This is a genomic window from Paenibacillus sp. FSL K6-2393 (assembly GCF_038002545.1).
Lineage (GTDB): Bacteria > Bacillota > Bacilli > Paenibacillales > Paenibacillaceae > Paenibacillus.
Genome location: NZ_JBBOCU010000001.1, coordinates 4,800,006 through 4,817,910, shown reverse-complemented (window position 1 = coordinate 4,817,910; position 17,905 = coordinate 4,800,006). Strand labels below are relative to the sequence as shown.

The 17,905-nt window shown below is 47.6% G+C and carries 12 protein-coding genes; 9 read left to right on the top strand and 3 right to left on the bottom strand.

Features of this window, described 5'->3' with window-relative positions:
• Positions 1-61 precede the first annotated feature (61 nt).
• From MHI14_RS21230 to MHI14_RS21220, 3 genes are all read left to right on the top strand, one after another.
• Positions 62-1,411 carry an FAD-binding oxidoreductase gene (locus MHI14_RS21230; RefSeq protein ID WP_091032373.1) on the top strand — a complete coding sequence of 450 codons (1,350 nt, stop codon included), beginning with the start codon at positions 62-64 and terminating at the stop codon, positions 1,409-1,411.
• A 185-nt stretch (positions 1,412-1,596) separates the two neighbouring features.
• The gene (locus MHI14_RS21225) at positions 1,597-4,287 is read left to right on the top strand and encodes a LuxR C-terminal-related transcriptional regulator (protein ID WP_341131155.1); all 2,691 of its coding nucleotides are present in this window, start codon (positions 1,597-1,599) and stop codon (positions 4,285-4,287) included.
• 93 nt (positions 4,288-4,380) lie between these two features.
• Positions 4,381-5,301, top strand: a complete 921-nt coding sequence (locus tag MHI14_RS21220) for an NAD(P)-dependent alcohol dehydrogenase (RefSeq protein ID WP_341131154.1) — start codon at positions 4,381-4,383, stop codon at positions 5,299-5,301.
• A gap of 225 nt (positions 5,302-5,526) precedes the next feature.
• Here the strand turns inward: MHI14_RS21220 and MHI14_RS21215 are convergent, their stop codons facing one another.
• The 3 genes from MHI14_RS21215 to MHI14_RS21205 all read right to left on the bottom strand — a co-directional run bounded on the left by MHI14_RS21215 (position 5,527) and on the right by MHI14_RS21205 (position 7,020).
• Complete coding sequence (locus MHI14_RS21215) at positions 5,527-5,823, bottom strand: putative quinol monooxygenase (RefSeq protein WP_017689458.1); 297 nt, start codon at positions 5,821-5,823, stop codon at positions 5,527-5,529.
• Positions 5,824-5,920: 97 nt separating this feature from the next.
• Positions 5,921-6,571 (bottom strand): nitroreductase family protein, encoded by a 651-nt coding sequence (locus tag MHI14_RS21210; protein WP_091032364.1) that lies wholly within the window; start codon positions 6,569-6,571, stop codon positions 5,921-5,923.
• A 29-nt stretch (positions 6,572-6,600) separates the two neighbouring features.
• Positions 6,601-7,020, bottom strand: coding sequence for a MarR family winged helix-turn-helix transcriptional regulator (locus MHI14_RS21205; protein ID WP_074094402.1), 420 nt, complete (start codon positions 7,018-7,020; stop codon positions 6,601-6,603).
• Positions 7,021-7,411: 391 nt separating this feature from the next.
• On the opposite strand from MHI14_RS21205, the gene MHI14_RS21200 reads away from it, so the two are divergent.
• The 6 genes from MHI14_RS21200 (at position 7,412) to MHI14_RS21175 (ending at position 17,821) form a co-directional block, all read left to right on the top strand.
• Positions 7,412-9,013, top strand: a complete 1,602-nt coding sequence (locus MHI14_RS21200; RefSeq protein WP_341131153.1) for an AraC family transcriptional regulator — start codon at positions 7,412-7,414, stop codon at positions 9,011-9,013.
• A gap of 108 nt (positions 9,014-9,121) precedes the next feature.
• Entirely contained in the window at positions 9,122-10,105 is a 984-nt protein-coding gene (locus tag MHI14_RS21195) for an ABC transporter substrate-binding protein (RefSeq protein ID WP_091032359.1), read from the top strand.
• A complete protein-coding gene (locus tag MHI14_RS21190; RefSeq protein WP_341131152.1) occupies positions 10,102-10,917 on the top strand; it encodes a hypothetical protein in 816 nt (271 codons plus the stop codon). Before MHI14_RS21195 ends, MHI14_RS21190 begins: the two co-directional genes overlap by 4 nt.
• A gap of 232 nt (positions 10,918-11,149) precedes the next feature.
• The gene (locus tag MHI14_RS21185; protein ID WP_206105726.1) at positions 11,150-11,671 is read left to right on the top strand and encodes a TetR/AcrR family transcriptional regulator; all 522 of its coding nucleotides are present in this window, start codon (positions 11,150-11,152) and stop codon (positions 11,669-11,671) included.
• A gap of 119 nt (positions 11,672-11,790) precedes the next feature.
• Positions 11,791-12,750, top strand: coding sequence for an NAD-dependent epimerase/dehydratase family protein (locus MHI14_RS21180; RefSeq protein ID WP_339169413.1), 960 nt, complete (start codon positions 11,791-11,793; stop codon positions 12,748-12,750).
• 352 nt (positions 12,751-13,102) lie between these two features.
• A complete protein-coding gene (locus tag MHI14_RS21175; protein WP_445670348.1) occupies positions 13,103-17,821 on the top strand; it encodes a beta strand repeat-containing protein in 4,719 nt (1,572 codons plus the stop codon).
• The last annotated feature ends 84 nt before the right edge of the window (positions 17,822-17,905 follow it).

Genomic DNA, 17,905 nt, shown 5'->3' with positions numbered 1-17,905 from the left:
AGTATAAAGTGCTTGATGCAGTAGAGGCTGTAGGACGATTATTCAGCAGGGAGTGGGACGTGTGAAATCATCAACAAAGCTTACCGGACGGGTTATTTACAAGGGTGATCCAGGATATGAAGCCGCGCGCAAGAACTGGGACCCGCATACCGACAAATATCCTAAAGTTTTTGTTTTTGCCCAAAAGACGAAAGATGTTTCCAACGCTATCCGATGGGCTCGTGAAAATAATGTACCGATCAGGCCGCGAAGCGGCAGGCATGCACTTGAGGTTAATCTTTCACAGGTTAACGGCGGAATTGTGATTGATGTGAGTGATCTGAATTCCATCAAACTTGATAAAAAAAATGGAACGGTTGTTGTTGGAACAGGAAACCGAGTTGGAAGAATTGCGAATACCCTTGCCAAGCAAGGTTTCATAGCTCCTTTTGGTGACAGCCCTACTGTAGGGATCGGTGGAATTACATTAGGTGGGGGAATTGGACCTCTCCAGCGTACCATCGGTCTTATCAGTGATAACCTGCTTGAGGTAGAGATGGTGGACGCCAAAGGAAAAGTGATTCGGGCCAATAAAAATCGTAATGCAGATCTCTTCTGGGCCTCTCGGGGAGGAGGCGGTGGTAACTTCGGAGTATACACCCGCTACAAATTCAAAGTGCGCCGTGCTCCAGCGAAGGCGACTGTATTTAAAATCACCTGGCCATGGTCTCAATTCGAGGAGGTACTTAAAGTATGGCAGAGGTGGGCTCCCTCTGTGGATACGAGACTGGGCAGCGAGTTGTCCATCGGACCGAAAAAGGGTGGCAACGTCCTTATGGAAGGGCTGTTCTTAGGCTCTAAAACAGAGGCTCTCCGTTTATTACAGCCAATTACGAGTGTTGGCAAACCGACAAGTTCCATTGTTCGTTTGTTACCTTACACAGAAGTTGTGAAGTTCTTATTACAACCTGATCCGACCGAGACTCAACGGTATAGCAACCAGTTCTCGTCCGGTTTTGGACGAAAACCATTCCCCGACAAAGCGATTAAATCGATGCGCGCATTTTTGGAGAACTTGGAAGAGGGACCAGGCGGGTTCTATTTCCTCAACTGGGGCGGAGCGGTAAGTCGCAAATCACCTAGATCTACCGCGTTCTTCTGGCGCAAAGAGAAGTTCTATGTGGAATGGACCAGTACGTGGCTCAAACCATCCCATGCCGCCAAAAATATTGCACTCGCTCGTAATACTCGCAAGAAATTGCAACCATACATTGTGGGTTCCTATATCAACGTTCCAGACCAAGGGATCAAGAATTCCGGTCCAGTGTACTATGGAGCCAACTATGCCAGACTGCGGAGAGTCAAAGCCAAGTATGACCCGAAAAATGTGTTTAACAATCCGCAAAGCATCACGCCGGCTCGGAGAGTATAAGGTAGAGCCATTCATTTATACTAGCAGCTAGTGCTAATCAGAAGTTAAATTCATCGATGTACTACTAATAATAAAGACACGTCTTTTATGGCGTGTCTTATTGATTTTTATGGTAGTATAGATGCCAAAACGATATATGAAACGATACAGTTGCTGTTCGAGACCCTTGAATGGAGGTTTGGCTCATGTATGCACCGATCTTATCTACGAAATTAACCATTCCAGTTCAGCGCTCCCATGTAGTGGATCGTCCCCGCCTGTATGTCCGTTTGGGCGAGGGGATGCACGCTAAACTTATACTGGTCTCTGCTCCTGCAGGATCAGGAAAAACACTACTAGTCAATCAATGGGTTAAGTCTTCTTCAATAGATACAGCTTGGCTTTCGCTGGAAGAAGCGGATAACGATCCTTCACGTTTTTTGACATATCTATGTGCTTCGTTACAGACGATTGTCCCCCAACTTGCTGAAGGAATCATGGGATTTGTTCAATCTTCCGAGCCGCCACCTCTCGAGACCATTATTACATACCTTCTTAATGAAGTTTCTGAAATAACAAATCATTTTGTACTTGTTCTGGATGATTATCATCTCATGACTTCAGAAGTGATCAATCAAGCGCTTGTCTACTTACTGAGGCACATGCCCCCGCATATGCATATCGTCATGACTACGCGTCAGCAACCCAAGTTACCTTTGGCTCGACTACGGGCAAAGGGGGAATTGATTGAAATACGTGGTAGTGATCTGCGTTTTACTTCTGCCGAAAGCAGTGAGTTTTTGGATCGGGTCATGGGATTGAAACTTTCAGAGGAACATGTCGCTCTCCTTGAAAAACGAACAGAAGGCTGGGTTGCCGGGTTGCAGTTAGCGGCCTTATCCATGCAGGGTTCTTCTGATCCAAATCACTTTATGGAAACGTTCAGTGGCAGGGACCCATTTGTACTGGACTATCTAATGGAAGAAATATTACAAGGGCTAACCGAACAGGTACAGAACTTTTTGTTGAAAACGTGCATGTTGGATCGATTATGCGGTTCATTGTGTGATGCGATCTTTGATATAGATGAACCAAAGGAACATGAATCCGTTGATTTTACCGGACAGGACATGTTGGAGTGGCTGGAGCAAGCCAATCTTTTCATCGTTCCCCTAGATAATGAGAGGCGATGGTATCGTTACCATCATCTGTTTGCAGATTTATTGCGTACAAGAGTACACCAGAATTCAAATTACGCCGGCTCAGCTGAGACCGATCTGTCTGTTACTGAGATACATAAGCGAGCGAGCATCTGGTATGAGAAGCACCAAATGGAGCTGGAGGCTTTCAATCATGCTGTAGCTGCGGCAGATACTCATCGGGCATCGAATCTGTTGGAAGGTAAAGGTATGCCACTTCTTTTTCGCGGGGGTGCTGTTCCTGCCTTGCAATGGTTGAGTTCTCTATCCTCAGCAGAAATGGATTCAATACCTTCCCTATGGGTGATGCATGCGGCTGCGTTATTAGTGTCAGGACATATGATAGACGTGGAACCCAGATTGCAGTCTGCTGAACAAGCGTTACAAAATACGGAACCTGAAAAGATCAATTCTGATCTCATCGGACATATCGCTTCCATCCGAGCCACGCTGGCTGTCAGCCGGCACGATGCGGATACAATTATTACGGAGTCACTTCGAGCACTCAAATATTTGCATCCTCATAATCTGCCCATTCGTGCAGCAACAGCTTGGACATTAGGATATGCATACCAGCTTCAGGGAAAACGTGTGGAAGCCGAATTGTCCTACGAGGAATCATTAGCGAACAGTACCAGGATCGGACATCATATCATCACGATGATGGCGACACTGGGCATGGGGAATATGCAGGAATCCAACAATCAGCTACACCTGGCGGCTGAAGCCTATCAGCAGGTGATACATATGGCAGGTAAGCCACCGCTGCCCATTGCATGTGAAGCCCATTTGGGTCTGGCGCGAGTTCATTATGAATGGAATAACCTTGATGTGGCGATGTTGCACGCTCAACAGAGTGTGCAGTTGGCACATCAATTTGTCCAGACGGACAGGGTTGTTGCAAGTGAATTATGGCTCGCCCGAGTGACGCTTGCGAAGGCGGATCTTCATAAAGCCGCTATTATGTTAGATAAAATCAACGAAACGGCCCAACGGTTAAATTTTACAAAGGTGGTCCCTGATATTACTGCTGCATACGTTCTTGTGCTCCTTCGTCAGGGCGATCTGAAAAAAGCAATGCGATTATCATGGGACAGAAATCATGCGCTTAGTCAGGCCAGAGTATTGCTGAAGCAGGGGAACACATTGGAGGCACTTGGTATGATGGAATCCTGTCTTCGCTTGGCCATAACCAAAGGCTTCAAGGATGAACAGCTCAAGGCAACAATCTTTCTGGCGGTTATCCATGAGGAACATGGAAATAGAACACAAGCTATGGAGCTCCTGACTGAGGCAATGATGATGGCAGAGCCATCAGGCTTCATTCGTGTATTTGTAGACGAAGGTGTTGTTGTGTACAGCCTTTTGAAGAGGATAACAGCACGCGGTGACTCACGTTTATATTTGCTTCAATTACTGGCTGCATTTGATGAAGCTGAGGACAACAGAATAGAAATGATTTCGGAAGAGACAGATGTATATCCGTACGTTTCTGAACTGCGAATTGATCCGTTAAGTGTGAGAGAGCTCGAAGTATTACATCTCATTGCGCAGGGAAGATCCAATCGGGAGATTAGTGAGATACTTCATATTGCACTGCCTACCGTGAAAGGACATAACCGGATTATTTTTGACAAAATGCAGGTGAAGCGACGAACCGAAGCAGTGGCAAAAGCACGTGAATGGAAACTCCTGTAACGGGTGTATCTTTGAAACGATACTTTAGTATCTAGGGGCCGAACCCACTTCCAGATATACTCTTGGCAAACAGGAACATGTGGGGGGAAAGATATGAGAGCTATCATATGTACGAAGTATGGATCACCAGATGTGTTGCAGCTTAGAGACATAGTGAAGCCATCACCCAAAGATCATGAGATTCAGATTAAAATACACGCAACAACTGTAACATCCGGGGACTGCAGAGTTCGTGGTTCCAATGTTCCGTTTCTGTACTGGGTACCGATGCGTCTTTTTTTGGGATTCCGAAAACCTCGAAATTCGGTCCTGGGCGTAGAGTTGGCAGGAGAAGTTACGGCGATTGGCAAGGAAGTAAAGCAATTTAAGTTAGGTGATCAGGTGTATGCCATCAATGGATTGTCTTTTGGTGCCCATGCTCAGTATATATGTCTATCCGAAGAGGATCCAGTCGCTCTGAAACCGCTCAACGCAACGTATGAGGAAGCAGCAGCAATTCCGTTCGGTGGAACTACGGCCTTATATTTTCTGCGCAAAGGAAACATTAAACGGGGAATGAAAGTGCTCATCTATGGAGCTTCGGGAGCCGTAGGAACTGCTGCTGTACAGCTTGCGAAATATTTTGGAGCAGAAGTGACGGGGGTATGCAGTACAACGAATGTGGAGTTCGCGAAGTCACTTGGTGCCGAGCATGTTATAGATTATATGAAGGAAGACTTTACAAAAACAAGTCAGCGGTATGATCTGATATTGGATGCAGTTGGCAAAGTCTCGAAAGGTCAGTGTCGGCACCTATTGGCACCTAACGGCACATATGTCACTGTTGAGGGGCAAGGCATCGCAAGGGTCACTGCAAAGGATCTGCTACTTCTTAAAGAGTTGATGGAGGCTGGTGAGATGCAAGCAGTGATTGACAGACGTTATGCCTTGGAGCAAATTCAGGAAGCTTATCGTTATGTGGAAACAGGGCGAAAGAGGGGAAATGTCGTGATTACGGTCAAACATGAGAACTAAACGACGTCATACACGGGGGATGATCTTCTAATGGAAATGATTTAGCTCCCAATCAGCTATCTTAGTCAATCTGAGGATCGTAGAATTACTGGTTTTGCTGAAAGAACATTTTATAAGGCCAACCCGTAATTACTGGCTAACCTGATAATACAAAAAGCTGCCCTCGGTCATATGACCAAGAGCAGCTTATTCACATGCAAGATACGCATGGCAGTTAATGAGCTATTAAGCTTTAACTTGTTCTCCAGCAAATACTTCAACGTTCATTGGAGCGGCCATGAATGCTGCTGCTTGTTGAACAAAAGCTTGGAAATGCGCGCTTGTGTTGTGGGATGCTGTAGCAGCTTCATCTTTCCACAGCTCGATCATCGTGTATTGTTGTTCGCGTTCTGTGCTTTTTGCCAAATCGTAGCTGATGTTACCTTCTTCTTGACGTGTAGCAGCAATCAGTTCTTTCGCAGCTGCGAGGAATGCTTGCTCTTGATCCGGTTTAACTTGCAGATGAGCGTGAATGATAATCATAATATAAAACCTCCATATTGTGTTTGTTTGGAATGTGTTAAGAATGTATGCTTATTAACTAGTAAAATCGTGACTTACAGGGAAACCGTCCCTGATATTATGCCCAAGTTGTGATTGTTTCTACAGGCAGACGGTAGGATGGGTGACCTTCTTTGGCCGATTTACCGATCGAGATCAGCATAACCGCTTGATAACGCTCTTTGTCCATGCCAAATGCTTCTGCAATTTGATCTTTTTCGTAACCACCGATTGGGTTGGTATCATAACCGTGAGCACGTGCTACAAGCATTAATTGCATGGAAGCAAGGCCAGCGTCAATCATATTAACTTCGCGAATAGCGGAAGCAGGCATACTTTCATAATAAGGCAATACTTTTGAGAGTTGCATATCTTTGACTTCTTGTGGCATATAACCGAGTTCTACAGCTTTACCAAAAATTTCTTCCATATGTTCCGCGTTTTTCATGTCAATGAATACGCCAATGACTGCGGAGGAAGTCAACACTTGATTTTGATTGAATCTTGCAAGTGGAGCAAGTTTTTCTTTACCTTCAGCCGTATCTACAACCAGAAAACGCCAAGGCTGCAAATTGATCGAAGATGGTGCACGGGAAGCTTCTGCCAGAATTTCAGTCATTTCTTCACGGCTGATTTTTACTTCAGGATCGTAAAGCTTAACAGAGCGGCGGCCGTAGGTAATTTCGTTAAAATCATTGGTTTTTTGGAATTTGCTTTGAATTGTACTCATGAATGGATCTCTCCTCTATATATATGGGTTTAGAAATTGTTCTGCATACGTTCCAGGAAATCGGCGAGTGATTGAACTTCGTCTTCACTAAAATCCTGTAAAATCTGGTTGATAAAATTGGTCTTCTCTGCTTTGTAGCCTTCAATCTGCTTCCGACCGTGGTCCGTCAAACGAACAAAAGTGACCCGATTATCATCGGGATTCTTACGTCTTGTAACCATCAGGTCCGCCTCAAGCTGTTTCAAGTGGCGTGTAATCGCAGCACTATCAATATTAATGATTTTCTGCAGCATGGATTGGTTAATCTCATCCACCTGATCCAGCTCATGCAGAATTTCAAAGCGAGAGGAACTGATACCTGTACAGCGTTCAAACTTGGGACTGATTTTATTACCCAACACGTTCAACAGATTGATGATTTGTTCTTCTTTGGAAACAATACGTGTCATGACTAGACCTCCCGGGTGAATCTGAATCATGAACAACGGCGTATGTTAACCAATGATTAATATTGCAGTATACAATGCCATTGCCTAATGATTATTTGGATGCTCTCGATCATTGATGTATCAATATTTGATGCGTCAATCATTGATGGCTCAATTAATATATCATGCCTTTTATGATTTTGCAACAGGTTAGAAAATGTTGCTGATTCTAGCGTTATTATCCCGCTACGTTACATTGTAGTCCGTATAGGATGTCCAAATAGATAAGTTAATATTGATTGTTTATGTTATTGAGAATTGTTATCAATCTATCTATAATTAACTGAAAGGCAAAATATATTGTTAATCAGACGATTACAGGGTTCGATCCAAACAGGGAGGTGATGTCATCATGGAGGAAAATGATTGGATCAAACGATTGGAGCAACTACATTTCTCTGCTGTCCACGTCTGCCATTACTCTAGCAATCCGGGGGCTGTTCAGCGTCGGATCTGGAAAAGGTTCGCCCTTTGCAGGGTCATCGCTGGCAAGGGATCTTTGTCTATGGATAACAATGTACATACGGTGTCTCAAGACGAGTGGTTTTTGTTGAAGCCAGGAATGCATGTGGAGTTTCAGACGGATTTGCAAGCACCTGTTCGATATCAGATCATCTTATTTTCCTGTGTGGCGCTTACCCGGAGTCGCAATGCTTGGTATACCGAGCCGTTTGATGTTCCTGTGACGGGCAAACTTAATGTTCCTTCCAATACACGCGATATTCAGGAGATGATGGATACCCTGGTGAGTGGAAAGTACTCCATCACGAGTCTGGAAAAGACACGCAGGAAACATCTTTTGCATCAGTTGTTGATTCAGTTAATGATGCACGTGAAAGAAGCAACTCCCCCTGTAGCAGGGATGGATTTGGCACTTGAGTATATGACGCATCAGTATACGGAAGACATTCGAATTGATCAGATGGCCCGCATGGCAGGGCTTAGTGTGAATCATTTTATAAGAACATTCAAACGACAATTAAATATGACCCCGAATGAATATATACTGAAACTACGTATGGCAAAGGCCAAGCGACTGTTATTTTCTTCAGATAAAATCAAGGAAATTGCGGAGCAAGTGGGTTATAAGGACGAGCACTATTTCAGCAGAGTTTTCAAGAAAAACGAAGGAATCGCCCCAACGTTGTATATGAAAAATAAAGTGAATCGCATTGCCACCTTGTATTACGGGTTGGACGATTATGTGATAACGCTCGGTTTGAGGCCAGTATCCGCTTTATCCTATGGTCAGAGGGTGGCTCGTCATATTGCCATACCTGCGCTTCAAGCACACAGTCATCAGGGACTTATCCTGGATAGCTTCAATCAGAACTATGATGATTTGAGGCGAGTCCAACCGGACCTGATCATTACAAGTGATCGTTTGGAGCCAAATGACTCCCTGCATCGTATTGCGCCTACCACCATGCTGGAGCACACCAACCATTTTGGCGAGAGGCTTCTGTATATGGCGGACATTATGGGCCGCACCGAGCAGGCTGTACAGTGGATAGAACAACATGCTGAACTGAGCCGGGTTCTTCGAGGGCGCATTCAATCGAGGTGGGGGAAACAGAGTGCCATGTTCATCCGGGTGACTTCTCATTTCTACCGAATGTATGGATTGAATAATCAGACAGGGGCCCTGTTGTATGATGATCTGGGATTTTATTTGCCTCGTGATTTTCCGGAACAACAGTGGGCTGTAGAGAGTAAAGTTCGCGATTTGCATTTATACGACGCGGATCATGTGTTTGTAATGGTCGATCCCACAGAAGAGGCACGTGCTCAACTGAGGCAATTGCAGCAATCCAGCGCATGGTTGGCATTAAAGGCTGTTCAAGTAGGCCATGTATATAATGCAGGAGATATTTTCTTCAAAACGCTGGGTCCAACCGGACGCATGTGGGCCATGCGATATGTGGCAGAGCAACTTGGGGTTACCTTACGGTGATATTGTGCAAGAGAAGAGAGTGGAATAATCCATGGTAAGCCTGTACGCTTTTCCCTACTATAGTGATAATGATTATTATTATTAAAGAGTAGAGGGGATTCACTACAAATGGTAAGACAGAGAGCAGCAACGATGATACTGTTGGCCCTGCTTGTGCTTGTTCTGACGGCATGTAGCAAGGCATCAGAAGTAACGGAAGCAACGCCTCCGCAACAGGATACACCTGTGGAAGAGAGTGGTACGCAAACGATTGAGCATCTTAAAGGAAAAGCGGTTGTACCGCAAAAGATAGATCGTATGGTGGTATTATCTGCTGCTTACATCGATCACATGTTGACGATTGGTGAGAAACCAGCAGGCGTTAATGTAGAAGTTCGTTACGGAGGAGATTATTTGCCTTACCTTGCAGATCAGCTTGCCGGCGTTGCAACGGTAGGGTCGGCAGATAGTCCTAACCTGGAGGCTATCCTTCAGATTGATCCGGATGTCATCGTTGTTGAGAGTCGAACTGCGGAGAGTACGTATGAACAGTTGGAGAAAATCGCTCCGACGATTGTACTTGGTACTGAATGGCTGGATTATGCAGATGATACAACTTATTGGACACAGGATCTGTTGACCATTGCCGGGATGTACAACAAAGTGGATCTGGCAAAAGAAAAGATAGCCGAGGTAGAGCAGCAGACGCAGCAACTAAAGGCGAAGATCGAACAACTGGATCAAAAAAAGCTGGCTTATCTGCGTGTAAGAGAGAAGACCTTGCAGATTTACGCGGCAAAAGGACATCCAACCAACACACTTTTGTATCATGATCTTGGATTTGTGCCAACGACTGTGACACCTGCCGAACAACGTGAGGACCTGTCCATGGAGAAAATTGCAGATGTGGATGCTGATTTCGTAGTTCTGGAGATTGACCCGAATGCCGATGAGTATTTAAACAACATCAATGCAAGCTCACTCTGGAAGGGAGTACCGGCTGTTGGTGCAGATCAGGTCTATACGACAGATTCGTTCTGGTTGTTTAAGGGCTGGGGAGCAATTGGGCGAAGCGAGATTATCAACGAAGTTGAAGACATGATTAATAGATGAGACGTTATCTAAGACATGATTTTTCAGAGATGTCTGAAGCATTACAGCAATTTTTTGTGACGACGATTCGAGTGGACTGCGATGATTCCAAGTATCCTATTCGTGTGAAGGATGTGCTGAATGATGAGAAACGAAACTCGATATTGCATGAACAGGCTGTGCAGCAAGGGCTTCAACTGGGCGGCAAAGGAAGTGTGGCCGTCGGTACACTTTTTGCCAAACGTTACTCCGTATTTGTTATGTCCGTAATCTCAGCATTCAGTCTATACGATACTATACTTAGCATTGCAGACGATGATGTGCGGTTTGAATTGAATGGAGCAGGTGGCATGCGATATGAGACTCGGCTGAAGAGCTCCTTTCTGGAGGGTGGAGATCCTGTTCAGCGCAGATCAGAGAGCGGCTTGCTCAAGAAGAGAATGCTGTTACATCTGGAACCTGTTCTGCGAGCAGTAGCCGTTAGTACAGGAGCGAGCGATAAGGTCATGTGGTCTTTGGTTGCCCATAATGTGCAACAATTGTATGCACGAATGATCAATGATCGGAGCATTTGGAAGACAGATGAACGGCTTGAACAGATCAAGGAAGATCAAAGTATATGGCTTGACAAACAACAAAATGAAAATGCATTTTCATTTGCCTTCGAGCTGCATCGCTTTGATCACCCCAAGTGGCAGGGACCGCCGTTCCTGATACGCCGATATTGTTGTTTGGCATATCAGATTGGGAGCGGCAGTCACGCACATGGATATTGTAATAGTTGTCCGAAGCTGGATTCGGAATCCCGATTGCGCAAACTTCTCCATCAGTGAACAGACACTCTTGTAATGCATGGTACGAAACTGTTTCAGACAATCCGTGTTCTCTTCGGTTTCCAGTGGGTAGAATCTATGATCGACAAGCTACACCTGCAGCGGCTTGAGCCAGCGTCTGCGGGTTTGTTGGCTTTGTACAAGGTCAAGATACCTTTGCATTGAGGGATAGTATTCGTTATACTTCAAGCTATTGATCAATTAATCACTAACTATTGGAGGGCGGATTATCATGGCTAAGGAAACAATAGCGTCAGTTAACCGGCGAAATGATATTATCTCTGCAGCAATTGACGTCTTCGCGGAAATTGGCTATTATCGTGCGACTACAGCTCAGGTGGCTGAACGGGCACAGATCTCACAGCCGTATATATTTCGTTTTTTCAAAACAAAAGAAGCTTTATTATTAACTGCAATTGAGGTCTCATGGACACGGGTGATTGATTCGTTTCGAATTGTGGTGGAGACGGCGACGCCAGATCAGTTAGAGAATGATCTCATAGAAGCCTATGATAAGATTCTGGAATCGCACAAGAGCGAAATCTTGCTTCAGATGCAGGCGCAAACGATCCGGGAGGAAGTCATTCGTCAGGCCATGCAAAAAGGCATTAGTGATGTACGAAGTATGGTACTGGAAGCTTTCACCGTTGCAGGAATGGCTGAACCGCTAAAAAGAACCATGATTTTTCTGGCAATCGGGATGTTGTGTAATGTATCTAATGCACTGGATATGCCGGAGCTGAAGGAACGATAGAGGGGGAGGGAAAGTCCCTTTTTGAATTTTAGTTATTGATCAATCACTAATTATGGTTTATATTGTTTTCAGGTAAGTAATTGATCAATAACTAAATGGGTGAGAGAGGTTGATCTACGATGAAAAGAGCTATTGTGATTGGAGCCACAGGTGGAACAGGTGCAGCAATTACGGAAGAATTGATTAAAAGGGGTATTGTTACAATTGCATTTGGGCGATCCCGTCAGAAACTGGAGCAACTTGCGGTAAAGTTGGGATCACCGGATCACCTGCAAATCGCAGTGGGAGATGCATTTCGGTCGGATGATATTATCGCTGCTTCCCAAGAAACGGATGTCATGTTTCATTGTGCGAACGTCCCGTATAACGAGATGGAGAGCAGGCTGATTCCGCTGGGCGAATCCGTGATGGCGGCAGCAGAACACTTGGGTCTGAATGTGGTGGTAATAGACGGAATCTACCCTTATGGCAGAAGACAAATGAAGGAAGTAACCGAAGAACATCCGAAACAGCCACATACCCGCAAAGGCAAGACACGACTTGCATATGAACAGATGTTATTCAGCACAAGATGGACCAGAGCTCAGGTGATGATTGTTCGCTTGCCAGACTATTATGGCCCATCGGCCAATCAGGCTTCCTATCTGGGTTCAACACTTGAAGCGATAGCAAAAGGAAAGATGGCTTTTTTTATCGGGAATATGAAGGTACCCAGAGAGTACATCTATTTACCGGATGCTGCGGTCATGGTGGTGGAGCTGGCAAGCAGAGAGACGACGTATGGACAGAACTGGAACATTCCTGGATCGGGGATCATCTCGGGTCATGACATCGTGCGATTGGCACAGAAGGCTGCTGGAAGAAGCAAACCTGTGATGGCGTTAGGAAGAGTGGGATTGTCTTTGATTGGACTAGGTGTACCCGTTATGAAAGAAATTGTAGAAATGTTATATCTGACCGAGGAACCCCTGATCTTGAGTAGACAGAAGTATGTGGAACGGATTGGCCCAGTTGTGGCAACATCTTTTGAAGAAGGAATTAAGTTGACGATTAAGGAGTTGGAGTTGCGGGGGGAGTAGAGGGGAATATATTTTTTTGGAGAAAAGTAATTGATTGATCACTAACTTTGAAGGTTTCATAGGTATATTCAATAGGGGGCGCACAAAGCTAGTCCCGGGCATAGAGTGTACTATTGTAAAATGCGGGGATTTGACGTGGTGTACAAGGAGGGGGGATTTTCTTGTGAGCGGTATGTCCAAAAGGAAACGCAAAATTTCCTCAATCAGTACAGGTAAACGGAAAGCAAAAAAAGCAAAAAAACACTCTATCCCAAAGAAGAAGAGTAAGTCTTGTAAGAAAAGCAGACGTAAATGCAAAAAAAAGAAAAGTCACAGGATTCCTTTCCTTCGCGGCCCACGGGGTTATCGGGGAATGAGAGGATACACCGGAGCAACAGGTGCTACTGGGTTAACCGGAGACCCTGGGTATCCCGGCATATGCGGAGCAACCTATTTAACAGGACGGACCGGATTAACTGGAACCACGGGAAGTACCGGAATAACTGGAGTCACAGGTGTGACTGGAACTACAGGATCTACAGGTCAGACCGGTCCAACGGGTGAAGCGGGAGCAACTGGATCTACAGGAAGCACAGGAGTTACAGGTGGGACTGGATCGACTGGAGTCACAGGAACAACCGGCGCAACTGGAAATACCGGATTTGGTGTTACAGGCATGACCGGGGCTACAGGAAATACAGGTATAACCGGCTTTACGGGCAGCACCGGAGTTACAGGTCCAACTGGAGTTGCAGGATTAGCTGGGGCTACCGGGTTCACTGGAGCAACTGGTCCAACTGGAATTGGTGTGATGGGACTAACAGGATCTACTGGTGAAACAGGATTTACTGGAGCAACGGGCTTAACAGGACCGACTGGAGTAACCGGTATTACTGGATTCACAGGGATCACGGGCGTGACTGGAGTGACGGGAAGTACCGGTTCGACTGGTGTGATGGGACCAATCGGGGCTACTGGATCAACGGGTACCATAGGAGTCACTGGCGCAACTGGAATTACAGGTGTTACAGGGACAACCGGCCCATCTGGATCTACTGGAGCAACAGGCATAACCGGTACTACAGGAGCTATGGGTCCGGCTGGTGTAACGGGACCGACAGGGACTACAGGCGAAACTGGGATTACAGGTACGACCGGCTCAACCGGTGAGACTGGTTTGACTGGATCTACTGGAGAAACAGGTATCACCGGAGTTACAGGCGCTACAGGATTTACTGGGGCGATAGGAGCAACGGGAAGTACGGGTCCAACTGGAAATACTGGCATAACCGGCACGACAGGGATAACAGGTGCGATCGGCGCAACTGGTGCCACTGGGGGGATTGGGTCTTCGGGAGTTACTGGAAGTACTGGTGTAACCGGATCTACTGGAAGTACTGGTGAGAGTGTGACGGGAGCAACTGGCGAAACAGGCACGACAGGCATCACTGGCGTTACTGGAAATACTGGTGCTTCAGGGATTACTGGATCTACGGGCAGTACAGGTGCGACCGGCACGACTGGTTTGACAGGGATCACCGGCACGACAGGTGAGACAGGACCGACCGGCGCTACTGGAGAAATAGGAATTACAGGTACGACAGGTACAACCGGAGTTACTGGTGCTACAGGATCTACTGGGGCAATAGGGGCAACGGGAAGTACAGGTTCAACCGGCGTTACTGGCATAACCGGCAATACTGGTGTAACAGGAGCCACAGGAATTACTGGTGCAACTGGAACTACTGGAGATACCGGTCCAACAGGGGGAACCGGAATCACCGGTGAGACCGGAGCCACAGGGATTACAGGTACAACTGGACTAACTGGCTTTACTGGAACCACGGGTATCACAGGCGTGACCGGAGCTACCGGACTGACTGGTGTCACTGGGGAAACGGGTCTAACAGGATTCACAGGCACGACAGGAGCGACGGGACCGACTGGGGTGACTGGAGCAACTGGAGCAACCGGAATTACAGGTATCTCGGGAGTGACTGGCGTAACCGGAACGACGGGAATTACGGGAGCGACCGGGGCCACTGGTGTCACTGGAGAGACGGGTCTAACAGGAGGTACAGGTGCAACTGGTATTACAGGTCCTACGGGTACGACGGGAACAACTGGTGTTACAGGTGCAACCGGAGTTAGTGGCACAACAGGAATTGCTGGTGTAACTGGCGCGACAGGACTCACCGGGGCTACTGGTTCAACTGGTAATACCGGAGCTACTGGCATAACCGGGGTCACTGGCGAAACAGGGCCAACCGGTTCGACTGGTTTAACTGGCGTTACGGGTACAATTGGTGTGACCGGAGCAACAGGCCTCACTGGAGAGACCGGAGCTACAGGTCTGACGGGAAATACAGGAGCAACCGGAGTTAGTGGCTCAACAGGAATTACTGGAGCTGCCGGAAGTACGGGTGCTACAGGAAACACCGGAACGACGGGGATTACGGGTACCACCGGAGCTACTGGCGTCACTGGAGAGACGGGTCTAACAGGAGGTACAGGTGCAACTGGTATTACAGGTCCTACGGGTGCGACTGGAGAAACAGGAAGTACCGGTGCCACAGGAGTAACCGGCGCAACCGGAACAATTGGTATAACCGGTCCGACAGGCACTACTGGACTAACAGGGATTACTGGTGAAACAGGACCAACAGGTACGATTGGGGCAACGGGTATCACGGGAGTTAGTGGTGTAACAGGAACCACAGGAATTACTGGTGCAACCGGAACTACTGGAGCTACAGGTCCAACAGGAGTGACAGGTACGACTGGAGCAACGGGAAGTACGGGTACTACGGGAGCTACTGGTGTAGCTGGCATAACTGGCATCACAGGGGAAACAGGTCTAACAGGAATCACTGGTCCAACTGGTGTTACGGGATTAACTGGAGCCACGGGCATTACAGGAGAGACTGGTGTAACAGGCGTTACCGGTACGACAGGTACAACAGGACCAACCGGAGCCACTGGTGCGACTGGCATAACCGGAGTCACAGGTACGACTGGAGTTACAGGAGCAACGGGGAGTACGGGTTCCACAGGAATAACTGGCGTAACCGGGCCGACTGGTGCTACTGGAATTACTGGTCAAACTGGTGTGACAGGATCAACCGGAGTTACTGGCGTTACGGGAGTAACTGGACTTACTGGCTTCACTGGTGAGACGGGTGTAACCGGGATCACAGGTGCGACTGGACCGACTGGTGCGACTGGGATCACTGGGGTAACCGGAGTTACAGGTATCACTGGATCGACCGGAGTAACAGGAAGTACGGGTCCCACCGGAGTTACCGGCATCACGGGAACGACAGGTAGTACAGGACCGACTGGTGCTACTGGAATTACTGGGGTAACTGGATTTACAGGTGTTACAGGGGAAACCGGTCCAACGGGTATTACTGGTGAAACAGGAATAACCGGCACGACCGGCGTAACTGGCATTACGGGTGTGACTGGAGCTACTGGAATTACAGGCGCCACCGGCACAACTGGCCAAACTGGTGAGACGGGTCTAACAGGGGTCACAGGTACGACTGGTGTGACGGGACCCACCGGGGCTACTGGAGCAACAGGAACCACGGGCATTACAGGAGAGACTGGTGTAACAGGCGCAACCGGTACGACAGGTGTATCGGGACCCACCGGAGCCACTGGCATAACCGGCATAACCGGAACTACGGGTATCACAGGTGTGACTGGAACAACCGGAGCTACTGGCGTAACGGGCACAACTGGCATCACAGGGGAAACAGGTCTGACAGGAATCACTGGTCCAACTGGAGTTACCGGATTAACTGGAGCAACAGGAAACACGGGCATTACAGGAGAAACGGGTGTAACAGGCGTTACAGGTACGACAGGTGTAACGGGACCAACCGGTACGACTGGTGTGTCAGGTCTGACTGGGGTAACAGGAGCATCGGGGAGTACGGGTATCACAGGAATCACTGGCGCCACCGGGACGACCGGTATTACGGGATTTACGGGCAGTACCGGTGCGACGGGAGCAACTGGTGGCACTGGGGAGACGGGACCCACTGGTTCCACAGGACCAACCGGCACGACTGGTTTAACTGGTGTTACGGGTACAACAGGTACGACTGGAGCAACAGGAACCACGGGTATTACAGGAGAGACGGGTTTAACAGGCGTAACCGGCACGACAGGTGTAACGGGACCGACCGGCGCGTCCGGAGCAGCTGGGGCTACAGGGCTCACAGGTGTATCAGGAGCCACAGGCACAACAGGAATTACGGGTATCACGGGTGTAACAGGAGCCACCGGAAGTACTGGTTCAGCAGGAGTTACAGGTATAACTGGCGCGACCGGAGCAACTGGAGAAACAGGAATAACAGGAGCTACTGGTTCTACAGGTGCAACTGGGGTCACTGGGGTTGCCGGAGCTACTGGAACTACTGGGGTTACAGGTATCACAGGTCCAACCGGCCCGACTGGACCAACTGGTGCTAACGGACTTACAGGAGCTACCGGCATAACTGGTGTAACTAGTGCAACCGGAGCTACGGGAGCAACAGGAATTACAGGAACAACAGGTGCCACGGGATTGACAGGAGCCACTGGACCAACCGGCCCCAATTTTGCAACACAAGGGTTCTCGGCCTTCCTGGCTACACTTTCGACAGCAACGAGCGCACAGTTAACCAACTGGACGACAACGAGTCCTTATTACGGTAATGCCAACTTCAATGCAACAACAGGAAATTATACGGTCCCGGTGACAGGGAGATATTCCATTGTGGCCACGATCAATTATGCAACGACCGCAGCGATCGCCCTATCACTGGGTGCTGGAGTTAACCCAGCCTTTCTAGTCCAGAGGACATCACCGACAGTTACAACGCTAGTTAGTGGTTTATTGCCCGTACTCAATATAGCAGTTACACTACTAACACTGCGGGCAGTGCTGGGAAGCGGTGCAGTTACTTTGGCGGTAGAAGTGGCATTGAATGCGGGAGATGTGATTGGACTGTTCTATGCTGCAAACGGACTGACGATTACGTTGAATCTGGGCAGTGGTGCTACAAATGGCATTGTGTGGTCTGTGCATGAGATCACCTAAAAACTTCTTAACGGATTGCGCCTATGGACAAATTCGTAAAGTTGTAATAAGTTAGTTTGAAGATATTCGAAATATCTTCGGAAA